This window comes from Phormidesmis sp. 146-12 (genome assembly GCF_052939495.1).
This window is the reverse complement of the sequence record NZ_JBJPHS010000035.1, coordinates 1-22,353: the sequence shown is the minus strand read 5'-3', so window position 1 is coordinate 22,353 and position 22,353 is coordinate 1. Positions and strand designations below refer to the sequence as shown.

Genomic DNA, 22,353 nt, shown 5'->3' with positions numbered 1-22,353 from the left:
TTACACATTGATGGCAAAGAACCTTAGACATTGGATAGTAGACTCTAAACTTTGAGAACTATTTAACTTCTCCTATCTGCTCTAGTTCCTCTTCTTCCGCATTGTCCGAAACTTTTGCTGAAGCTCTCGCAAATTAGCGGATTCACCTCCATAGCGCCAACTGACATAAGCCTGAGAGATGTCTTGAATGGTTTGAGCGTGGCTTTGTTTGCCGTCTTGCGCCTGTTTTGCATATTCCAGCGGCGTTTGGGACGGGTGTTTGCGAAATCCTTGCGTCGCTAACCATCTCAGCATTTGTTGATAGAGACTTTCCATCGGCGACAGTTTGTTAAGCCAGCGACGGTAGCGAATTTTTTGCCAGCCTTGCCAAGTGAGCCAGCCCACAAAACTCAGACAGGTCGCCAAAATCAGACCAGTAAATAGCCCAATCCAACCTCTCGAAAAAAGTCCAACGAGCCAACCTAAAACGCCTCCAAACCACTGCACGATCGCGCTCATCACCCGATTTAACACCGCCGCAACCGGAGACGGCAACCAACCCGCAACCCACTGCCAAAAGCGCTGAAGTACGGAGAAGGTCTGATCTTCTTCAATGGAAGGTGGAATCAATTCATGTCCGGGAATCGGATCAAAGGCAAACCAGCCAAACTTGGGAAAATACACTTCTGTCATCGCATAGGCATCCGTGTTTCGCACCACGTACAGCCCTGTAAATGGGTTGAATTCTCCAGGAGCAAAGCCAACGACGAGCCGCGCAGAAATTCCAATCGATCGCAACATCATCGTCAGCGCCGTCGAGAAATGATCCGGATAGCCCCCTTTGTACTTGAACAAAAAGGCTTCGGTCAAGTCTTCGTCTTTGGGCAACAGCGGCAAATTTGGCTGGATTCTGTAGCGCTGTTTGAGATATTGCGCCAGATAGAGCGCTTTTTCGTAGGGAGACGCGATCGCTTTCTCTGACTTTGAGAGAATCGTCTGAGTTTCTTGACGCACTTTGGCCGCGATCTGAGGGGGAATTTGTAGATAAGATTGACCGTCTCTAGGAATGCCAACGGGTGCTCTCTGCAACCAGGTACGATCGCGGTAAGGCACTTCTGAAAGCACGGTGTAAGTGATGCCTTCGGCCAGGGGTAGGGGCGCTCGCAGTCCGTCTTCAGGATCGATCGCCACCTCTGTTGTGGGAAAGTAAAGCTCTTTGGGCTGCGTCAGCGCGGGAATCAGATTGGGCAACTCAGAGACGATCGTATAAGTTTGAATCACCTCTTTGGTTTTGTTGAGGGTGACGGGTCTGGGTAAGAAAAATTGATAAGACCATTCTGATCGACTCAGCGTTTTGGTTTGATTGTTGCGCGCCAGTTCCCAGCCTTGTCCGGTGTAGCGATCGAAGGCCTGCACTCGCCAAAAGCCCTCGGCTTGCGATCGGACTCTCATGACGACTTTGGGTTCGAGTTGACCGCGCAGATTTTGATTGATGCGATCGCCAAATCCGTAGTAGAAGGTTTTATCCATCTGCCCAGATTCACCGTTGCGAGCGGCTCCTGCGCCCTGTCCGGCTGCGCCCTGTCCCCGATTGCCGTTTCTCACATAGCCAGGATTGGTAATTTGACGGTTATTAAATTCGCCCTGTAATTGAATCTGCGGACTCATCGGAAAACTTCGCAACTGGTAGCCAGAAAATCGAGGCATCACTGCAAAGATCATCAAGCCCAACGCCAGCGTGATTGCAAACGTGAACGGTAATGAGGAGAAATTAACCTTGCGTAAAGTCAGTTTTGTACTGGTCGATCGACTCAATCCCAAGCGCGATCGATAATCTAATACCAATACTGGAAGCGCGATCGCTAAGAACGCCAGCAACAACACGCCAAAGATCATGGTTTGACTCAGGGTACTCGCCACCCCGATCAAAATTAAACCAATGATCATTGAATAGCCCAAATCTTTGCGACGCGGTAAATCAAAGCTGTGTAATACCTGAAGTTGAATCAACAGTTCTACTAAGACCAGCCTTGTGTCGTTGAGTTCTCGATTGCCGATCAGATTGACGAAGAAAGTCGCCAAAGCTACGAGCATCGCGATCGCCAGCGCAAACTTAGTGGGAATGTTGCGATCGTGCCGCCGCATCCAACTCCAGGTTGCCCCAATCAAGCTGAACGGAATGGCCCAAACGCTGAGATGGGTTTCTGCGGCAATGTCGGTTGCGATGATGCCAATGCTGACGAGTGTCTGAGTCAAAATCCGAAACAAAATTGACTCTTCTGGCTCTGGCATCAGGGCGCGTTGTGGCCACCACGACTGTCTCATAGAAAAGGGTGAAGGTAATTTTACTCATGGTACACGGTTGCACCTTGGGAGGAGTGAGGAGGGAGGAGGGAGGAGGGAGGAGGGAGGAGGGAGGAGGGAGGAGGGAGCTTGGTGAAGTTCTTTCCTTTGGTTGAGACATTGGGTTGTTTCCTAAATTTCCCATAAGTGAGGGATATTGAACCGAGACGCTTGTTTCAAAGTTCCCCAAATTGGCAGCTTGGGAGGTAGAAGACTTGGATACCGAAGCGAAAGAACCTCATCGAACGGGTGGTTTGTTAGCGTTGAGGGGTGCTGATGATTGTTTTGATGGTTGGTTTTTATGGGACAGAAAGTGGCGATCGTGGGGTCTGGGGTTGTTGGAGCGGCGATCGCGTATGAACTCAGCAAAATTTCAGAGTTGACAGTGATGGTGTTTGATCAATTGCCTGCACCTGTTGAAGCTGATTTGAGCGTTTGTCCGACTTCGACGGGGGCGGCTTTGGGGGTGTTGATGGGGGCAATCAGCAAAAAGGAAAAAGGTCGAAATTTGCAGATGCGCCTATCGAGTCTTCAAGCTTATGAAACGCTGATTCCAGAACTCGAAGCTTTGACAAGAAGTGTGGTTCCCTACAATCGGCAGGGAATCTTGATGCTGGAGTTTGAAGAAGATTTGACGCGCTGGGAACGGCTGGTTGAGATTCGACGATCGCAGGGCTTGACGCTGGAGATTTTGGAAGTCGATCGTCTGAGGGCTGACTTTCCTCAGTTGCGCTTGGATGGGGTGAAAGCGGCGATTTATTCTCCTGACGATCGGCAGGTCAATCCCGTCGCGCTGACTCATGCGCTGATCAAAGCCGCTCAACAGAATGGGGCAGCTTTTCAGTTTAATACTAAGGTGACCGGGGCGATCGACCACGAACTGCACACTTCACACGGCACGATCGCTACTGATTGGATCGTGATTTCTGCGGCACTAGGATCGACTCCTCTGACAGCAACAATGAATCAACCTGTAGACATTCGTCCTGTGTTGGGGCAGGCGATTCATCTGCGATTAGAGAAGCCGTTCCAGACTTTAGAACCTGTAATTACGGGAAATGATGTACATTTGGTGCCGTTGGGTGGTGGCGATTATTGGGTAGGTGCCACGGTCGAATTTGAGGAGGATGCGGCTCCACTTCGGCCCGATCACGCTCAATGGGAAGCCGTGATCAATCAAGCGATCGCCTTCTGTCCCCGTCTTGTGGATGCGAAGCCAATTCGCTCCTGGTATGGGTTGCGTCCTCGCCCTCAAGGTCGTCCGGCTCCAATTGTTGAATTGCTCCCAGGCTACAATCAGGTTTTGTTAGCAACGGGCCACTACCGCAACGGTGTTCTTCTGGCTCCCGCGACGGCAAAAATGGTCAGAGATGCGATCGTCAAGCTGTGATTAACGTCAATTCGATGAAATCTCTCGCTGCGGTGGTTAATCTGGGCAGCCCCTAAATCCCCCACGAGTGAGGAACTTTGAACTAGAAATCTTGTCTGAAAGTCCTCCAAAATTGGCATCTTGTGGGGCAGAAGACTACAACAACGAAGCAAAAAACCTCTGTCAACCTACCAATTGAACTAGCAACGAAGCGGCAGCACTTCAAGAAGTCGATTGGTCAATCCACTTCAAACGCAAAATTTTCTTGCTCAGAACCTAATCGTTCCGCTCCAAAATAGAAACATTCCGCTCTGAAATCGAAACGTTGGGGTTTAAGGAGCGATCGTTCTGCTCTGGAATCGAAACGTTCCGCTCCGAAATAGAAACATTCCGCTCTGAAATAGAAACGTTGGGGTTTGGAAAGTTAATCGTTCCGCTCTGAAATAGAAACATTCCGCTCTGAAATAGAAACGTTGGGGTTTAAGTAGCGATCGTTCCGTTCTGGAATCGAAACGTTCCGCTCTAGAAGTCGATCGTTCCGCTCTGGAATCGAAATGTTCCTCTCTAGGAAAGCTTTGAACCAAAACACTTCTCATGAAGCTTCCTAGAATTGGGAGATTGGGGGGCAGAAGACTTCACCACCGAAGTGACCCCCCTCAAAACCTACGTCCAATAGAGAATCTGCGCTTGAGGAAAGCGATCGCCAATCTGCCCTTCAAAAAAGCGGCGCATCGTCTTCATCGTGTCAGAGTCATACACATACTTGACCCCGCCAAACTTATTGCGCTTCATGACTCGCTTTGACTCATCCATCTCTAGCTTGCTGTTGGGATACCAGCTTTGCAAAACCTCTTTAGAGCCAGGGGTAAAGCGATGAGAAATTAGCTCAAACGTCAGGTCACAGTCAAAATCTAAAGCACGACTGATCGAGTCAAACAAGCGATCGTACTCCTCTTCCCAGTCCTCGATCGGCATGATCGGCGCAATCACCAAACCAACCGGATAACCGCCACCCCCCCGCTCACGAGGCAAGGCCAACTTTCTCAAAGCTTGAAGTCTCTGGGTAACGGATGCAGTCCCCCCTTCGAGACGATCGCTAATCGGAGCCGCATTCACACTAAATCGACAGCGCGTATGACCATTGTGTGGCAGATCCAACAACTCATCAACCCCATCAAACTTGGAAACCCAGCGCAAATAACCATCCTCGCGGGTGCCAAAGTAGCGAATACACTCCGACAAGCTGCCCGTCAAATGCTCAATGCTCAATGGGTCGGTATAACAACTCACTTCAAAGGAGGTAGCCTGCCCAGGGCGCTCATAGTTGCCCAAATTCTGCAAGGTCTGAGGCAAATTGGCAAAGGCTCGAACCACAGGCGCACCTTTGAGACTGCCCGCCAGATAACAATACTGACAATGAGCAGGACAGCCTTCAGCTAAGTGAAACTGCCAATCCGCAGACGGGGGAATCGGACTCAACTTCAAACTACTCGGCGGCGCAGTGACGACGGCCATCGTGCGCTTAGAAATGCTGTAGGTCTCGCGCTCAGTCTCTCCTCGCAAGCCAGTCAGCCGATTCTTGGGCAACTCTTCAACAGGCAGATCCAAGGCTCTGACTCGTGAAAGGATCTGCTGTCCCCAGGGTTCGTCGAGGGCAGCGGGGGTAAAAATGACGCGATCGGGCATCCACAAACGCGCTTTGGGATGGGTGTCAGCAGCAGAAATGGGACTCGCAATTGTACTCAACAAATTTGTTCTCCAGCTTTGCTCTTTCTCTATTATGGCGGTTATGCAAAGGCTGAAAAACTCTGCTGTGAGCGGATTTCACGACTTTAAGAGTAGGGTTCTCTACCTCTTCTAAAACCGTATCAAATCTAACTCTTTGGAGAGGTGAGCCGTCTTAAAAATTGAGGTTAATTGATTAATAGAGAGCCTTAAATAAACGTCAGTTCGATAGAACTTTTCGCTTCGTTATCTTGCACTTCTGCCCCCCAACCCCCCAATTTTGGGGGACTTTAAGACAAGAATTCCAGTTCAAAGTCCCTCCCTTGTGGGGGATTTAGGGGGCGTTCCTGAATTTGCAGTCGGAGTGAAGTATTTCGTCGAATTCACGTTAAATAAATAGGTTTTCGAGATCAAGAGATTGTTTAGGAATGGAGAAAAAATATGGCGATCGTTAGGTTTGATCCATTTCGCGACATTGACATCATGCAACGGCAGATGAATCGCTTGTTTGACCAAATGATGTCTTACAACGGTGGCGATGCTCAGACTGATATCACTAGCTCTAACTTTGTCCCAGCGGCAGAAATCCACGAAACGCCTGACCAGATTCAACTCAAGATGGAGCTTCCCGGCATTGAGCCAAATGATTTAGATGTGAAAGTGACCGCAGAAGCAGTGGCAATTCGGGGAGAGCGCAAGTCTGAAGTCAAGCAAGAAGATAAAGGAGTGCGGCGATCGGAGTTTCGTTATGGCAGTTTCCAGCGCGTGATTCCTCTGCCTGCTCGCATTCAAAACGACCGGGTTCAAGCCGACTTCAAACATGGCGTTTTGAGCTTGACGCTACCCAAAGCTGAGGAAGAAAAGAATCGAGTGGTGACTGTTAGCCTGACTGGGCAAAATCAACCCCAAATCAGTGGGCAACAATCTCAGTCTGATGGGCAACCTCAGCAACAATCCCAAGCGGTTGGCAGTTCAAATTAGCTTTAGGTTACGCAATGTGAAACTTCATTTAAGCGTCTCTTCTCAAGGATGCCTACGGAATCACTCCACTCGGCTGGTTCATGTTGAGATCCCCTTAGCTGCCTTGAAAAGGAAAGATGTGAATTCCAGGTTGCACAGCGCGTTCTAAGTTTACTGACTTTTTGGGATGGATAACAGACGGGATGGAGCGATCGATTAAAGTGAGCGATCGCTTCGTTCCGTTTTGGCGTGCTTGCTCAGAGAGAGGGACAGTACCTAATGCGTTTGGTGAACATAGTAAATCCGTAATCAAAATCAAACGTTGTATCGTACTGTTCTTTATGTTTACTCAGGGATGCCAAATGACATATGCCCTCTGATAGGCATGGTTAATAGAGTTTCCTCCCATGAAACCCTGCCTACTAGCGCAACTCAATCGATTATGGGTAGTTTTGCAAGGTTTGAAGCGCAATCTCAAGAAATAGATCGTATTCAGAGTTTATAAGACTCTCTAAGCTGCGCCAGTTATGGAAGTGGCCCATGTCAACCCCAAATTTCGGTACAAAGATAGATACAGATGGGGGGTCATCCCCTACACGGGGTAACTTCTTACCTTTAGAAGATGTGCAGTATTCATAGCAGAAATAATATTGATGAAGACGGCTACGAGCATTGGAACCGCATGTAACCGCCTTTTATCATCTGATTCGCAACCTCCAAAGGAGGCAGCTTCCTCATGTCAAATTTTAACGCTCTCCCTCGCAATTCAGCTTCCGTAGTTACTAACACCATCCAGGTGCCTACTTCCGGAATTGAATTAGCAAGTCCTACGGTTGTCAAACTCATTGAGCAGGGAGGAATGGCTGCTTCTCTCGTCCTGGTCTGCCTGTTTATATGGCTGCTGACGAAACTGATTGAAGTGGCAAAGAAGGAGTAGCGATCGTTCAAGTTGTGCGATCGTGGCTACTTATCTGTCAAACATGCTATTGAGCAACTTATTAAAATCCTGGTTCCCTGTTGAAATCGATAGCATCTCTTCACAATTTACGAGTTCAGGAGAGCCAACTAAACTGCCCTTCTAAAGAACCTGAAGCTAAATTTCTAGCTCAAAGTTCTCCTCTATAGAAACTCGGCAAGCAGAAATGCCAAAATCATAAGGCAAGAAATCTGATCGAACTTGAGTCACAATAGTGTGTTCCCTTCATTCCGTTAAACTTCTAGACACTACGGCTCAAGCGTTTCCAAATTTGTTTGAGAGCACGGTTGACCAAGATTTTTTCTGAAATCGAGCAGTCACTCTTTTCTAAAAGCGGTGCGATGGCTTGCGCTTCTGCCTCGGCAAACCCGTATTCTCTTAGCTCCTGCTCATAAAGCTTGTCTCGAAAGGCTTTAACCGGATCGATGCCCCGTGCAAGACAGTCTAAATACTCGATATCAGACATGCCCAAATCGATGACTAGCGGTGAGGTATTCATCAAAATTTTGCTCTCGACTCACAGTGATGTAAGCCAGCATACCAGTCGATCGCCCTTCATATTGTAAAAACGAAGGCAAATCTTCTAGCTGTCATCCATCCATAGGAGGAGCGTAAAAAATGGAACCTCGCTTAAGCTACCACTGCCGAATAATTTGGGCTAACTCACTGATCCTTAAGTAGTCAGAAACAAAGCTTTTTTGCAGCAGATTGGTGGGAATGAATTCATCGTACTTTTGCAGCTTTGGGGCTTCTTCTGGATCGAGTAAATCGTCTGAACTCAGGTGTCTTTCTGCGAGAGATTTCACTTCATATTCCAGACTTTCGACCTTACACTTGCCCAATCTAACGATGAGAAAGTAGGGCGATCGAGCCTTAATACTTTTGATGCCCAATGCAGGTTTGCAATGAAATCTGAGGAACCGTTCTAACGTTCTAAAGGCGATCGTGCCTGCCCACGGAAAAATACAGCAGATTTCTTCATCCAATAGCACAATTGGATTTTGAATAAGTCCGTTTCTAGCTAACTGACGTGCTGCTTGCAATCGATCTTTTGCACCCGCTTGCAGGTAGGAATATTGCATATCTTCTTGCAAAACTTTTCGCATTCGTTGCAGCACACGAGTATGAATATCACCCGCACTGCCGCGCCACGAACTCGATGTTCCGGTCTGTTTGGTCGGTTGGACAGAGATAATCTTCTTTCTAGAATTCACCTCCAAAACTTCCCAGATGCGACCTGCTAATGAGAAGCGATCGCCTTCACTTGGAGGCACGACAATGCTACCGATCGTTTTGGTTTCTTGCTTAACGATGTACTCTTCTACATCAGGAAAAATGGCGTAAAACTTAAAATTGCGAGCGATCTTTTCTCCTGCTAATCCAATGATTAATCCGCCTTCTACAGTTTTTTGAATGTGGTCGATTTCGATCCAGTGCCGCAACAGTTGGCGATATTCATCTTGAGAGATCGATCGAAAGGGTGCCAATGTCAAAACTTGCTGCGCCAACGCTCCCGGAGACAATTCACCGACCGACACTAACACACTCATCGTTTGGTGATAAAGCAGACTATAGGGATACTTGGCTGACTGAAGCGGCTCGATCCATTTCTCTTCTAAATAAAGCTGAATAATCGCGATCGCCTGCAATAGTTGCCAGGGAATTTGTTCGGGTAGAGACTCTTCGCCCGTGGGTTTGTCTTCTGCACAGATAAACCGCATTTCTGCCGCCCCGCCCCGTCTGCCCGATCGCCCCAATCGCTGCAAAAAGCTGGCCACCGACGACGGAGATTCTAACTGAATGACGCGATCGAGCTGCCCCAGATCAATCCCCATTTCAAAGGTCACCGTTGCCGCAGTCACGGCTGGCGTATCTGGTTTTCGCATCGCCGCCTCAGCCGCTTCTCTCAAAGGAGCCGAAATGCTGCCGTGATGGACGTGGTAAATGTCAGGAAATCCCTTCGCCTGAGCAATCTCGCGCAGGGCTGCGATCGCTTCTTCGGTCGCCGTCCGTCCATTGGCAAAAATCAGACATTTGCGCCCCTGACTTTGATTAAATAAATGCAAATGATAAGGGTTAAATGCAGAATCCTTGGTTTCACCTTTGGCGCGAACGACTAAACCCGGATCGTAGAAGTGTTCGATCGAGAGTTGAATATTTCGCGCACCGCCTTGAATGTCGGGTGTGATTACCGATTGAGTTGTCCCTAATCGCAGCCATTCCTCCGCCAAACCATAATCGCCCAGGGTGGCAGATAATCCAATTCGACGCGGCTGATTTTGAGTTCGTTTGGCTAATCTCGACAACTGACAAAGAATCTGATCGCCTCGATCGCTACCCATAAATGCATGGATTTCATCAATTACCACAAACCGCAAATCGCCAAACAAGCGATCGAGATCTGCGTTTTTATTAATCAACAAACTCTCCAACGATTCGGGTGTAATTTGAAGTATGCCTTTGGGCCGAGTTAACAGCTTTTTTTTGCGACTTTGAGTTACGTCCCCATGCCAGGCCCAGACTGGGATATCCGCATATTTCAAGAGGTCATTCAACCGATCGAACTGATCATTGATCAACGCTTTGATTGGGCTGATGTATAGCGCCCCAACCGTTTGAGAAGGATTTTCGTATAGCAGCGTCAATATCGGCAAGAATGCTGCTTCAGTCTTTCCGGATGCCGTTCCCGCAGCAATGAGTAAATGAGCATCTGTTTCAAACAAAACGCGACAGGCTTCGATTTGGGATTGCCTGAGATCAGTCCAACCATTGCTGTAGATATAGTCTTGGATAAACGGAGCAAGACGCTGATAAGAACTTTGCATCATAGCGATCGTCAGAAACTACATACGATTTAGCGATTACCCAGAATAAATCATTGGGAACGCAAAATTAGAAATTCAAAACTCAAACGGACGATCGCTCGTAAATTCTCATCACAGCGGATTGACTCAAATCTACTCGATCAAAGACTCCATCAGACGTTAACCCATCCTACCCGACTGATTATGAGTGAAGTTGATTTCTTTGTAATAGTGAAATCTACCTTTAGGAAGATTGGTGACGTAACCGTTGTTAGATAACCTGCACGGAGATTATAGTCACGCAATCAAGGTGCGAACTCTACCGATATCAGCGCGGTGAATCGGGATAAAACAGGGCGTAGAATCGCTCGATCGTGACACAGATACTCAGATTATTACGGAGACGAATCGAACATGTTAAAGAAAATTGCTGCTGCAAGTATTCTTACTATGCTTGTCGGACAAACACTTCCAGCATCGGCTCAATATGATCAGCAATACAATCAGTCAAAGCCGACAACTCCTTCTGAGAAGCCGTCTACCGAAGCGATGCCCTCTGCTGCACCAGACGAAACGCCATCCAATAACACGCAGCAAATAATTCCTTCTGCGGCCCCTGGCACGGAGGCCCAACCCTCTACAACTCCTGCGCCTGAGATGATGCCTACCGCACCCTCTAGAATGCCCTCAATGGAGATGACCCCTTCGTCACCTTCTACAGCGCCTTCGACTGAAATGATGCCCGCATCACCGTCTAAGGAGATGACCCCCTCGTCCCCTTCTATGAAGCCCTCCGAGACGATGCCATCGACCGAAATGACTCCCTCATCGCCTTCGACCGAAATGACTCCCTCATCGCCTTCGACCGAAATGACTCCTTCGTCACCTTCGACTGAGATGACTCCTTCATCGCCTTCGACCGAGACGACTCCTTCGTCGCCTTCAACCGCGCCTTCGACCGAAATGACTCCCTCATCGCCTTCAACCGCGCCTTCGACCGAGATGACTCCCTCATCGCCTTCGACTGAGATGGCTCCTTCGTCACCTTCGACTGCGCCTTCAACTGAGATGACTCCTTCGTCACCTTCGACTGCGCCTTCGACTGAAATGACTCCCTCATCGCCTTCGACCGAGATGACTCCTTCATCGCCTTCGACCGCGCCTTCGACTGAGATGGCTCCCTCGACTCCTGCTCCGTCAACCTCCACGCCCGTCACCCCCTCTGCTGACGCAAAACCAGCCGAATCGGGAGCGAAAACTATGGTGCTAGAGAAAGAAAGCCTTACGGGTATCAAAGAAATTTCGTTTCCCACTCCGCCTGTAACGCCTGCATTCTTTACGTTGCCGATGCAGCTTAAGGTGGTCAAAGATACCTCGATTACCAGTAATACGCCGATCACCGATAAGAGTGCCAAAGATATCACCGCTTGGGCCGCCGCAATTCGGGCTTGTGCTGCCGATCGCCCTGCGTTTGTGCGCGTTGTCGGGGATCAAGAAGTGCCCTTTATGATCAATGGTTCCGAAGGCAAAGTCCGGATGAATGCCAACGATAAGCCTGTTTGTAGCGCTTAGTTTTAGAGCTTTCGAGCGTTCGTAGTTCTGGTTCACTGATTCCTAGTTGAGGAGGGTGTGGTTGTTTTGATTAACGATCGCTTCCTCCTCTTTCTCTTTAAAAACTTTTCTAAAGTGCAATCACTTTTGTATTTAGTTCTTATTCCATATGCAATTAGTCATATAACTTTTTGGCATTCATCGCTGATTAAAGATGGCTGTGATTTGGCGTTTCATCAAGATTCTGTGTAGTCAATCTCGATTTATCTTTTTGTGATTAATTCAGTGATAGTTTGAAACGGCACTCGACGATACTGATACACCATGAGAAAAGCTTGGATCTTTGTTACCGTCAGTCTTGCCCTATTTACGGGTACCACTTCTAGTAGCGCTGCTACACTGACCCTCTACGACGGCTCCAAAAATACCTCACTTAGCGCTCAAGGCTGGATGTCTTCTATCCCTTTGGGTGTCTCTCAAACCGTCAGTGCAGGGGTCACCACACTCAACACCACAGCTAACGATGCGCTGCAAGCCGGGTACGCCAGAATTCCTACTAACTTTGCCCTCGATCGCAACCGGGGCTACACATTAGGATTCAACATTCGGCTCTTGTCTGAGACGCACAGCAGTTCTAACGATCGAGCGGGCTTTAGCGTCATTGCCCTCGGTGCCGACAAAAAAGGGGTTGAACTGGGATTTTGGACAGACACCCTCAAAAAAACTGGTTCCATCTGGGCGCAAAACGACGGCGCAACCAAGCCTCCGCGATTTACTCGTGGCGAAACGACCGCCTTTAATCCTGGAACTGCCCTGACTCGCTACGAACTTTCTGTCAAAGACAATTCCTACAATCTGTTTGCCAATCGCAACTATCAGGCCCCCATTCTCAGCGGCGTTTTGCGTAACTATTCGCTCGAAGGCTCGTTCTACTCGACTTCCAACTCCTTGTTTTTTGGCGACAACACCACCTCCGCTAGAGCCAACACCAGCATTGCCAAGATTGATCTGACGGATTTTGCGATCGCTCGATCGGCGGCTCCTACGATCTCTTCTCCAACAACGCCTCGACTAATACCAATGTCCGCGCCCGTCGCAAGGTTGCAGACTGAAGATTCTCAGGTTGAAGTGGATGCGCCTGCAATCACCTTTCAAACCAAAATTAAAGAGGATGTAGAGCCTACTAAAGAAATTCCAGAATCCTCTCTTTATCTGGGGCTACTTGGCATTGCGGCCTGGTTTTTCACCCGTCGCGTCCTGACCGCAGGTGCTAAATCAAATCGTTAAACAGAAACTTCTGCCTCTTTGCTTTCTGCCTGTTCGATCGCTTCTACTTGTTTTGCCAGGTCAATCAGAGATTCCTCAAAGATTTCTTTTTCCTGAAAAACGAGACTGACGAGATGAATAAGTGCCAGCGTCACGGCGGCGATCGACACAATATAGCTGTGAATCGTGTACAAATGTTCGACCGAAAGACTGCCCACCGCTCCGCCTGTAATAATGTCTCTCAGGGTCGGCCCAATTAGCGGAATGGCTTCGATCGTGCCCAACTCAATTTTGAACCGCCAATAGCCAAGCTGATCCCAGGTGAGAATCATCGCAGTCCAGGCTAGACCGATCGCTGACAGCGTAAACAAAATGCCGCTCACCCAGGCCGTCAGCCAACTTCTGCGAAACCGTTCGCCCAAAAACATCACCACGATCTGAATCAGCCCAACCCCGATCACCAGGTTTCCGGCGAGATTGTGCATTGAGTGAACCAGCCACCCAAACGCCACCTCCGTATCGAGTAGTTTTAGCGAATCGTAAGCGCCTCCAGCAGAAGGTTGGTAATAAAAAGCTAAAAGAATGCCAGAACTGGCCGCAATCAACGTCAGCGTTAGAATTACGACTGCCAAAATGGTCGAAAGGCGACGAAGGACAAAAGCAGGATTTTTCATAAACGTACAGGAAACTTTATAAGACAGACCCGAATGATTTGCTGGGTCATTTGTCTAAGCGTGATTTTGAAACCCGCAGAACCTTAAGATTTGTTTCTTTAATTAAGATATGGGACTTTGCGATCGCGCCCCTCTCCCAAAAGGCAGGAAGATAACCGAAGCACTTCTCGACTTGTCTAATCTAAAGAACCGTAAATTTGATTGGGGGTTTTCGCTTCGTTGTAAAGCGCATTCACGTCAGATAAGTTGCCCACTGCTCGATTACGCTGGGAGTGCCATACCAGAGACCCCCCGATCGCGGGGAATGTCGAACGTTTTCTAACGTAATATTTTCGGCACCTTTGAGATGAGCCGCGACGATCGGTGTGATGCCATCTCCCCAACAGTTTCCTTGTCCGCAGGTAATTTGATAGCTGCTGTAAGCCAACCACTGACCCAATCGACGATCGCCCAAAATCGCTTTACCCGCCACACAGACATAGCGCACGTCTGAATAGAACGCACCCGGATAAGTCTCGTTGACGAAATTCAGGTTTCTCAAGGCCCACCGTTCTAAACTGATGTGCGGCGTTCCGAGGGCGACGAGATTGGCGACAAAGGAATGCGCTTTCCACACATAGGTTTTGTCAGGCAAGACTCCATGCACATCGTAGGGCTGTTCTCCGAGGTAAATGCGCGATATCCAACCGCCTGCCGAATGTCCAATCAAGTTCACCTTGGGCGCATCATACTTTTGCATCACAGTTTGAACGGTGCGATCGAGCCATTCTAATATTGGCAAAACCGATCGACCGCCCAGCGTCGGAAACCAGGTGCGTTTGAGCAGCGGCACTGTCACCGTCGGATAGCCCAAATCGTTGAGAGTCTGCTCCATGAGTCGGTAGTCGATCGCGCTGGCAAGATAACCCGGCAAAATCACGGTAGGTAAAGGCATGAAAAATCAGTAGAGAGAGATGAAGATTTATTTAGCTTAGGACACTCTTCTAACTTTTTGAGGTTTAGCAAAGGTACAAGACCAGGGACGTTAGACCAAATCAATTTGTTAATGCTACAGATCCGTCGCCCCCTAAATCCCCCAGAATGGGGGACTTTGAGAATCCGAGACTTCTTTGGCTTGAAGTTCTCCACAAGTGGGTGATTTAGGTTGCTCTCCCAGATCTGTAGCACTCAAAGATCAATTTGATATTAGACCAGAGACGTTAGACCAGGGACGTTAGACCAGAGGTTAAAAGCCCATTCTGTCCAAAGTCTCCTCCCTCCTCCCTCCTCCCTCCTCCCCAATCTCCCAGTCTGAAGCTAAGATCTGAGCGGGATTGTTTCTCTCTGCCCCGATTACTTGTCATGGACTTGTTATGAATCAGCCGATCGCCCCCTCTTCTGCTTTCTCCTCGTTTGTTAGAAATCTGCCTGACCTGTTGCAACAGCCTGCATCTCTGGCACTATTTGGTTCGCTGGGGGCGCATCTGTTTTTCTTTGCCACGCTGCCCGCATTTACCTCACCCCCCGAACAGCCAGACTTGCGATCGGTGCGCCTGGTCAATTTGACTCCACAAGAACAAAGCCGTCTACCCCAATCGCCGCTCACATCTCAGTTTGGCTTGCCGCCGCTGCCTGATTCGAGTGCCAAATTTAATGTGCCGTTGGGTCAGCCGTTTCCGCAGTCGCCTTTACCAGATGCATCGCAGTTATATAAGATTCCTGACTTGAGTGTGCCAACTCCGCGTGTGCAGCCTCAGCCGCCGTTTGACATTTCTCGCTACATTTTCAAACCCAACACAACACCTTTAATCTCTCCCGATCGAACCAAGGTTCAAACTCCTGACGATCCCACTTCGCCTGACAAGCCACCCTCTCAACCGCTTCCACCTGACCAAATACCTTCTGGAGCAACCGATCGTAATATTCCTCGGCTGCCTGCTGCTCCAGTTGTACCTGACCCCAACGATCAAGCAGCAAACAATCCAAATCCTTCAACTCCAGGAAACAATTCGGCAAGTGCCACCCCGTCACAGTCCCCAGTTTCTCCTAGCAGTCGCTTGTTAGCCGAAAATCGTCAGCTTCAAGAACTCTACGCCCGTGAGAATTTTGTCTTTAATCCGATGGGCGCAACTGACAGCGAACGGGGACAGCAAGCGACGCAAAACTACGCTAAATGGTTTGAGGAAAATATTACTAACAAGGACATTGCGGCTGAAGATTTAACAGAACAAGTCATTAAGAGTGAAATACTGTATCGATCGCCTGCCCCACTCACCGAAAGGTACAGTCCTGCACTAGTTTATGTTCTCATTGATCCACAAGGTAAGATGGTTGGCGCTCCGGCTGTGTTGGGTCGATCGGGCTATCGGTATTTAGACCTGCTTGCTGAGAGAGCGATTAATCAGCAGATCAAAGACTTAAAGCCCGTAGATGGAAAATATGTAATCTACAAAATCGAGCTAACCTTTAAACCCGAAGCTCAACCACCGAATCAGCCGACTAGCTAACAGTTGAGTGATTGCTTGTTTAGACCCAAGCGTCCGCGCATCTCATCGTTGGAAATGCTGCCTTCTGAGCAACGACGCTTTCTTGATCGCTCAATCATGTCTATAAACTTAGGATTGCTGCTCAATGAAATTGCAAGTGTACAAACGCCCGATACAATCGAGTGACTGAATCGCAACCTGTACCGCTTCATATTGGTATGTTACGAGTAGTGTTCGCAATGAATCCTTCAAGCTCACTCACAGAGTATTGTGTTAACCCTCTCGTACTTAAGTAATGTACAAACGAATTTGATACGCGAGTGTAGCAAACTGCTGGTTTGTATTGCCGCTCCAGACTTTTCCGTTTCTTTTTACGCTCTGCCTTCAATAAATCACCGCTCTCGCTACTAAACTTTAAAAGCTGATAGTCATATTCTGCCTCTCTTTGAACAAAAAGGTTTGAATCTTGTCGCAATTGCTTAATACACCTGAATTTACTCTGGAATAGTTCACTTTGTGATTGAGCATCATCACCAACGATATGTAGCGCATCAATAACTGCCCATCGTGTTGTGTAAACTGCTATAGTTACAAGTCTTACCCAGGGTATAAACCGCCTGCTTCCGAGTAAAGTGATTGTCAGAAAGAAGTAGTTGTTCAAGAATTTTGACGATCGGAGACTCTGGATATTCTTGTACAAATTTTTTGGAGTCAGGATGCCGAGATCCAATCAGTATTAAGTCTCGAACAAAAAGACAAGTTAGATCAACGGTTTCAGCATTCTTTGACTGCAAGAGTTCAACAATGATATTGCAGAGTTTTGATGAAGAAGTTGAGTTAACAATCGCAGCCAAGTAATCAACATCTTGAAGGTGAGCAAGGTAATAGAGAATACCGTTTACTATCAATTCCACCTCAGTTGCTCCACTGACAAAATTGCAAATACTATTTCTTCATCATTCCCACGCTAATCCTCGAACCTGTTCTGAAAACTGAAACACATCAGCAGAATTACTTTTTGACTCGATAGAAGGGGCGTTTTACAATGGTGGCTGAGTAGCTTTTTCCGCGAATCTCAACTTCGACTAGTTGACCGGGTTGGGCGAGATCAAGTGGCACATATCCTAAAGCGATCGCTTGTCCTAATGTTGGTGATAGCGTACCACTAGTTACAATTCCGACAGGCTGACCTTGGTGCAATATCGGATAGTCGTGTCGGGCAATGTTGCGACCCTGCATTTGTAGAGCGACAAGTTTTTTAGCAACGCCGTCTCGTTTTTGTTGTTCTAAAACCGATCGACCAATAAAGTCACCCTTGGTATCAAGATGCACGACCCAGCCCAGTCCCGCTTCTAAAGGAGTCGTCGTGTCGTTGATGTCTTGTCCATAGAGTGCCATTGCCGCTTCGAGCCTTAGCGTGTCGCGGGCACCCAGACCACAAGGAGTCACCCCAGAAGAGAGGAGCGATCGCCACAGTTCTCTTCCCACTGTCGGATCGAGCATCACCTCAAACCCATCTTCTCCGGTGTAGCCCGTGCGAGCGATAAAGGCAGGTTCACCCAAAACAGACGCTTCTAAATGACCAAACGGTTTAATTGGCGACAAGTCCGCATCCACAAACGCTTGAAAATGCCGAACCGCTTCTGGCCCCTGGAGGGCAATCAGAACTTTGGAAGACTGATCGGTGAATGCGATCGCTTCCATATCCATATTCTCTAACATCCAGGTTTTGTCTTTGAGTGTCGTCGCCGCATTGACAATGATCATCCAACGCTGATTGTTATCGGCATCCAACCCCTGGTAATAGAAAATCAGATCATCAACAATCCCGCCTTGAGGATTGAGCAACACCGTATATTGAGCTTGACCCGGCTGTAGGCGACTCAGATCAGACGGCACCAATCGTTGAATCTGACTCAGCACGTCCTTCCCAGTCAGCGCAAATTTGCCCATATGCGAAATATCAAACATGCCTGCGGTCGATCGCACCGCCTGATGTTCTTGCCCAATTCCTCCAAACTGCACAGGCATCTCCCACCCCGAAAAACCAGTCATTCTAGCTTTGAGGTCTATTGCTAAATCAAATAGAGGCGTGCGAGCGAGGATTTCAGGGGATTGAGTCACGAGTCGATCGTCCTTTGTTAAGTTCTCAAATTAAGGTAGCAGGGAAAGGGAGGGAGGAGGGAGGAGAGAGGAGGGAGGAGAGAGGAGAAGTAATGTGTGAAAACTATGAATGTGATGTAGATGACAATGGATGTGTGAACCTGTGGGCGAATACGAGATTCTGAATGACTCATCCTTTCTCGCGAAGCGGAACAAAGTTCTCCCTCATCACCTTCTTCCCCGATCCCCAATTTACGATTCTCTTGCGCTAACCCCTTGTCAACGGAACCATACAAGCACACACTAAAGTTGGGAGTCGAAGTGGCAGCAAAGAGGTTTTTTTGTGAAAAGAGTCTTATCTATTATTCTTGGCGGAGGAGCCGGAACCCGCCTTTATCCATTAACTAAGCAACGGGCAAAACCTGCGGTGCCTCTAGCGGGAAAATATCGCCTGATTGATATTCCTGTCAGTAATTGCATCAACTCAGAAATCTTTAAGATTTATGTTCTGACTCAGTTTAATTCGGCTTCCCTTAATCGCCACTTAACCAGAGCCTACAATTTTTCTGGCTTTAGTGATGGCTTTGTCGAAGTGCTTGCCGCTCAACAAACTCCCGAAAATCCTAACTGGTTTCAAGGAACAGCCGATGCGGTGCGTCAATACCTCTGGTTGTTTCAAGAATGGGATGTTGATGAATTTTTGATTCTCTCTGGCGACCATTTGTATCGGATGGATTACCGTCAGTTTGTACAGCGTCACCGCGAAACCGATGCTGACATTACGTTGTCTGTTGTACCGATGGACGATCGCCGCGCTTCTGATTTTGGTCTGATGAAGATCGACAAAGATGGGCGCGTCATTGACTTTAGCGAAAAGCCTAAAGGTGATGCGTTGAAATCGATGCAGGTCGATACGAGTATTTTGGGACTCAACCCCGACGAGGCGAAACAGAATCCCTACATTGCGTCGATGGGGATTTATGTCTTCAAGAAAGAAGCCTTGATGAAACTGCTGCGACAAGCGCCCGATCGCACCGACTTTGGCAAAGAAATCATTCCTCATTCGGCGCAGACTCACAACATTCAGGCGTTTCTCTTTAACGATTATTGGGCGGATATTGGAACGATCGAAGCCTTCTACGAAGCCAATCTAGCCCTGACTCATCAGCCCGATCCGCCCTTCAGCTTCTACGACGAAAAGGCTCCTATCTATACTCGTCACCGCTTTTTGCCACCGAGTAAGTATCTAGACTGCAAGATTACTGAGTCGCTGATCGGTGAGGGCTGCATTCTCAAAGATTGTCGGGTGCATCATTCGGTCTTGGGCGTGCGATCGCGCATCGAGTCGGGTAGCGTCGTCGAAGATACTCTGGTTATGGGAGCTGACCTCTATCAAGGAGGAGCAGAACGCCCGTCTGGATTGGATTGTGATAGCCCAGAAGTGCCTTTGGGAATCGGCTCGGATACGATCGTCCGGCGGGCCATCATTGATAAAAATGCTCGAATTGGCTGCAACGTTCAGATTGTCAACAAAGATCGAGTCGAAGAAGCCGAACGCGAAAATCTAGGATTCTATATTCGTAGCGGGATTGTGGTGGTGTTGAAGAACGCGACGATTCCGGATGGGACGATTATTTAGGGATGAGGGATGAACGGCTCTGGGGGTTCGTCTCTTGTGATTTTGATTGGGTTGCCGGGAAGTGGTAAGTCAACGTTTGCACGATCGCTGCTGACTACTCATCCCGATTCAATTTTGATCTCGACGGATGGGATTCGATCGCAGCTATTTGGCGATGAATCAACTCAGGGGTCGTGGCTAAAAATTTGGCTAGAAGTGCGGCGGCAGTTTCAGGAAGCGGTGCGTCAGATTGAAGTGGGACAAGCTTCTCTGGCAGTTTATGATGCGACGAATGCTGTGAGGAAACAGCGACGACAGGCGATCCATCTCGCTCGAAAAATGGGCTTCTCTCACATCGTGGGGCTATGGATTAATACGCCACTTTCTGTCTGTCTAGCGCGCAATCAAGCCAGAAGTTGCCAGGTGCCAGAAGCCACAATCTTACGAATGGATCGTCGCTTGCAGGGGGCACCTCCGACGATCGTAGAGGGACTGGATGAGTTGCGATCGCTTTCTCTAGACGGCGCACCAGATCCCCAATTTCTTCAAATTAACGTCGGGTCGATGAAGTCTGTTCGCTGCGTTGTTTAGCGCTTCTGCCCCCAACCCCCCAACCTTGGGGAACTTTGAGCCAACGTCAAATTAGGAATCTGTGCCTTTATCTTTAACTGCTCTAGACCACAGCCAACTGACGCTGAAAGTCATACACTTGTCGCCCAACGGCTTTGGCAACGGGCTTGATGCTGTGAACTAATTGCACCATGTCGGGCAAGGAGAGCGCCTGACGCGCATCAGAGACAGATTTTTCGGGTTCGGGGTGACACTCGATAATCAGACCATCGGCACCACAAGCGATCGCGCCTCTCGACAAATCGGCAATCAGTTCGCGCTTTCCGGCGGCATGGCTCGGATCGACAATCACCGGGAGATGCGTAATTTGTTTCAACGCGACGACCGCACCCAGATCCAAAACATTGCGCGTGTAGGGGTCGAAGCTTCGGATGCCTCGCTCACACAAAACGACATTGGGATTGCCGTGGCTGACCACATATTCAGCGGCCATGACAAATTCTTCGATCGTCGCTGACAGTCCCCGCTTTAACAATACGGGCTTATTTGCCTGACCGATCGCTTTCAACAGATCGAAGTTTTGCATATTGCGGCTGCCGATTTGTAGCATGTCGGCGTAAGCAGAAATTTCCTCAATCTGCGAGATAGCCATCACCTCCGTCACGACGGGCATTCCATAGCGCTGGCGCACCGAGGCGAGAATTTCCAGTCCTTCTAAACCCATTCCCTGAAAGGCGTAGGGCGACGTGCGCGGTTTATAAACTCCACCTCGAATGGCTTGCACCGGGGCGGTTTGCAGCGCTGAGGCGACGGTCTCCATTTGCGCCATGCTTTCAACGGTACAGGGGCCGCCGAAGATGACGATTTTTTGTCCCCCGATCGCCACCTGATCTGAGAGACGAACGATCGTGTGTTGAGCAGCGTCAGACTTAGAAACTAACTTGGCATCCAGCATTTGATTGAGTCCTTAATTGGGATGAGTTGGTTGGAAAAATTGAGCCAAAACGAGCAAAAAAAACCGGAACCCTTGTGAGCAGTTCCGGGAGACGAAGACAGCCGCGACGACCTTCACCCAGAACTTCTGTGGGGCCAAAAATAAAATCCAAAAAAGTAGATTTTGAGCAGCATGAGGGTCGAAGGTGAAGGGTCTGGCAATAAAAAAACCGCAGAGTTGGCTCTACGGTTCACTGGGGCGTTCACACAGAACCTCATTCACCCCAAGTGAACCGCCTCGCGCCAAAAAAAGTAAAAGTAGGAAGGCCTGTGAGACATGAAGCGAAAAATCCCCTTGTCGAGAAACGTGTCCAAAAACTTTGTTCTTTGAACTTAACAGAGGGATCGGTGCAAGTCAACTCCCCGATCGGGCTACAACCGTCAGTTTCTTAGCATAATCCTTGATTGTCTGCAAACTTTCTTGACACTTTGTAACAATCTCTGTTATATTTGTTTACATAAGACAGAGACAACCCGGAGCGATTTCAGCCCGCTAAGTCCTTGTTACAGATTTCACTTCACTCTCAGAAAGAGGTTTGACAATGACAGCGATTTTAATTGCCTTGTTTGTAATTGGTTGGGCGGCGGTAGCGTTGTTGGGTACGCAGGCTTATTTTCGAGGCGAACAGACCAAGCCCATCCACGAACGCAACTGGCGCTCTGAGTCGTTTGAAACGTTGGCAGAGTCGATCACAGGAAGCGAAATCGACTACAGCAACCGAGTTCCCGCTTATGCAATGGATGCCTACGCTAGTCGATTGCTTCCCGATGCGTAGTTAGATTTTAAGAATTGTAAGTTTGAGACTCTTCAGCCCTGGTTTAACGACTGGGGCTTTTTTGCGTCGATTTTTGTCTTAAATAAACGTGAATTCGATGGAATTTTCTCGCTTCGTTATTCAGCAATTCTGCCCCCCAACCCCCCAATTTTGGGGGACTTTGAGACAATATTTCTCGTTC

Annotated in this window: 20 protein-coding genes; 9 read left to right on the top strand and 11 right to left on the bottom strand. The window is 48.5% G+C overall.

Annotation, left to right across the window (positions count from 1 at the left end):
* Window positions 1-81: 81 nt before the first annotated feature.
* Window positions 82-2,304: a transglutaminase TgpA family protein gene (locus ACKFKF_RS16020; protein WP_446868590.1), complete on the bottom strand. Its 2,223-nt coding sequence runs from the start codon at window positions 2,302-2,304 to the stop codon at window positions 82-84.
* A 319-nt stretch (window positions 2,305-2,623) separates the two neighbouring features.
* On the opposite strand from ACKFKF_RS16020, the gene ACKFKF_RS16015 reads away from it, so the two are divergent.
* A complete protein-coding gene (locus tag ACKFKF_RS16015; RefSeq protein ID WP_446868589.1) occupies window positions 2,624-3,712 on the top strand; it encodes an NAD(P)/FAD-dependent oxidoreductase in 1,089 nt (362 codons plus the stop codon).
* Between the two features lie 255 nt (window positions 3,713-3,967).
* Here the strand turns inward: ACKFKF_RS16015 and ACKFKF_RS16010 are convergent, their stop codons facing one another.
* Together ACKFKF_RS16010 and ACKFKF_RS16005 are read right to left on the bottom strand one after the other, a co-directional pair.
* Entirely contained in the window at window positions 3,968-4,144 is a 177-nt protein-coding gene (locus ACKFKF_RS16010; RefSeq protein ID WP_446868588.1) for a hypothetical protein, read from the bottom strand.
* A 210-nt stretch (window positions 4,145-4,354) separates the two neighbouring features.
* The gene (locus ACKFKF_RS16005; RefSeq protein ID WP_446868587.1) at window positions 4,355-5,440 is read right to left on the bottom strand and encodes a spore photoproduct lyase family protein; all 1,086 of its coding nucleotides are present in this window, start codon (window positions 5,438-5,440) and stop codon (window positions 4,355-4,357) included.
* Window positions 5,441-5,857: 417 nt separating this feature from the next.
* Between ACKFKF_RS16005 and ACKFKF_RS16000 the strand changes: the two genes are divergently transcribed.
* Together ACKFKF_RS16000 and ACKFKF_RS15995 are read left to right on the top strand one after the other, a co-directional pair.
* Complete coding sequence (locus ACKFKF_RS16000; protein WP_446857930.1) at window positions 5,858-6,397, top strand: Hsp20/alpha crystallin family protein; 540 nt, start codon at window positions 5,858-5,860, stop codon at window positions 6,395-6,397.
* A 715-nt stretch (window positions 6,398-7,112) separates the two neighbouring features.
* Window positions 7,113-7,313: a hypothetical protein gene (locus ACKFKF_RS15995; protein ID WP_446868586.1), complete on the top strand. Its 201-nt coding sequence runs from the start codon at window positions 7,113-7,115 to the stop codon at window positions 7,311-7,313.
* 280 nt (window positions 7,314-7,593) lie between these two features.
* Here ACKFKF_RS15995 and ACKFKF_RS15990 read toward each other — a convergent pair whose 3' ends face one another.
* The 3 genes from ACKFKF_RS15990 to ACKFKF_RS15980 form a co-directional block, all read right to left on the bottom strand.
* Entirely contained in the window at window positions 7,594-7,851 is a 258-nt protein-coding gene (locus ACKFKF_RS15990; RefSeq protein ID WP_446857931.1) for a hypothetical protein, read from the bottom strand.
* A 136-nt stretch (window positions 7,852-7,987) separates the two neighbouring features.
* On the bottom strand, window positions 7,988-10,180 hold the full coding sequence (locus tag ACKFKF_RS15985; RefSeq protein ID WP_446868585.1) for a DEAD/DEAH box helicase: 2,193 nt from the start codon (window positions 10,178-10,180) through the stop codon (window positions 7,988-7,990).
* A 479-nt stretch (window positions 10,181-10,659) separates the two neighbouring features.
* The gene (locus ACKFKF_RS15980) at window positions 10,660-11,373 is read right to left on the bottom strand and encodes a hypothetical protein (protein ID WP_446868584.1); all 714 of its coding nucleotides are present in this window, start codon (window positions 11,371-11,373) and stop codon (window positions 10,660-10,662) included.
* A gap of 43 nt (window positions 11,374-11,416) precedes the next feature.
* On the opposite strand from ACKFKF_RS15980, the gene ACKFKF_RS15975 reads away from it, so the two are divergent.
* Complete coding sequence (locus tag ACKFKF_RS15975; protein WP_446868583.1) at window positions 11,417-11,728, top strand: hypothetical protein; 312 nt, start codon at window positions 11,417-11,419, stop codon at window positions 11,726-11,728.
* 303 nt (window positions 11,729-12,031) lie between these two features.
* Window positions 12,032-12,994 carry a choice-of-anchor Y domain-containing protein gene (locus ACKFKF_RS15970; protein WP_446868582.1) on the top strand — a complete coding sequence of 321 codons (963 nt, stop codon included), beginning with the start codon at window positions 12,032-12,034 and terminating at the stop codon, window positions 12,992-12,994.
* On the opposite strand, the gene ACKFKF_RS15965 is transcribed toward ACKFKF_RS15970, so the two are convergent.
* The gene (locus ACKFKF_RS15965; RefSeq protein WP_446868581.1) at window positions 12,991-13,647 is read right to left on the bottom strand and encodes a cytochrome b N-terminal domain-containing protein; all 657 of its coding nucleotides are present in this window, start codon (window positions 13,645-13,647) and stop codon (window positions 12,991-12,993) included. The two genes, ACKFKF_RS15970 and ACKFKF_RS15965, sit on opposite strands and share 4 nt — an antisense overlap.
* 232 nt (window positions 13,648-13,879) lie before the next feature.
* Window positions 13,880-14,581, bottom strand: coding sequence for an esterase/lipase family protein (locus ACKFKF_RS15960; RefSeq protein WP_446868580.1), 702 nt, complete (start codon window positions 14,579-14,581; stop codon window positions 13,880-13,882).
* Between the two features lie 418 nt (window positions 14,582-14,999).
* Between ACKFKF_RS15960 and ACKFKF_RS15955 the strand changes: the two genes are divergently transcribed.
* Window positions 15,000-16,133 (top strand): hypothetical protein, encoded by a 1,134-nt coding sequence (locus ACKFKF_RS15955; protein WP_446857938.1) that lies wholly within the window; start codon window positions 15,000-15,002, stop codon window positions 16,131-16,133.
* A gap of 530 nt (window positions 16,134-16,663) precedes the next feature.
* On the opposite strand, the gene ACKFKF_RS15950 is transcribed toward ACKFKF_RS15955, so the two are convergent.
* Together ACKFKF_RS15950 and gcvT are read right to left on the bottom strand one after the other, a co-directional pair.
* Window positions 16,664-17,026 (bottom strand): hypothetical protein, encoded by a 363-nt coding sequence (locus tag ACKFKF_RS15950; RefSeq protein WP_446857939.1) that lies wholly within the window; start codon window positions 17,024-17,026, stop codon window positions 16,664-16,666.
* Between the two features lie 97 nt (window positions 17,027-17,123).
* Window positions 17,124-18,236 carry a glycine cleavage system aminomethyltransferase GcvT gene (gene gcvT, locus ACKFKF_RS15945; protein WP_446868579.1) on the bottom strand — a complete coding sequence of 371 codons (1,113 nt, stop codon included), beginning with the start codon at window positions 18,234-18,236 and terminating at the stop codon, window positions 17,124-17,126.
* Window positions 18,237-18,558: 322 nt separating this feature from the next.
* On the opposite strand from gcvT, the gene ACKFKF_RS15940 reads away from it, so the two are divergent.
* Together ACKFKF_RS15940 and ACKFKF_RS15935 are read left to right on the top strand one after the other, a co-directional pair.
* The gene (locus tag ACKFKF_RS15940) at window positions 18,559-19,854 is read left to right on the top strand and encodes a glucose-1-phosphate adenylyltransferase (protein WP_446857941.1); all 1,296 of its coding nucleotides are present in this window, start codon (window positions 18,559-18,561) and stop codon (window positions 19,852-19,854) included.
* A 9-nt stretch (window positions 19,855-19,863) separates the two neighbouring features.
* Entirely contained in the window at window positions 19,864-20,424 is a 561-nt protein-coding gene (locus tag ACKFKF_RS15935) for an AAA family ATPase (RefSeq protein ID WP_446868578.1), read from the top strand.
* Between the two features lie 82 nt (window positions 20,425-20,506).
* On the opposite strand, the gene aroF is transcribed toward ACKFKF_RS15935, so the two are convergent.
* Window positions 20,507-21,358 carry a 3-deoxy-7-phosphoheptulonate synthase gene (gene aroF, locus ACKFKF_RS15930; RefSeq protein WP_446868577.1) on the bottom strand — a complete coding sequence of 284 codons (852 nt, stop codon included), beginning with the start codon at window positions 21,356-21,358 and terminating at the stop codon, window positions 20,507-20,509.
* 580 nt (window positions 21,359-21,938) lie between these two features.
* Between aroF and ACKFKF_RS15925 the strand changes: the two genes are divergently transcribed.
* Window positions 21,939-22,172, top strand: coding sequence for a photosystem II protein, Psb35-related (locus tag ACKFKF_RS15925; protein ID WP_446868576.1), 234 nt, complete (start codon window positions 21,939-21,941; stop codon window positions 22,170-22,172).
* The last annotated feature ends 181 nt before the right edge of the window (window positions 22,173-22,353 follow it).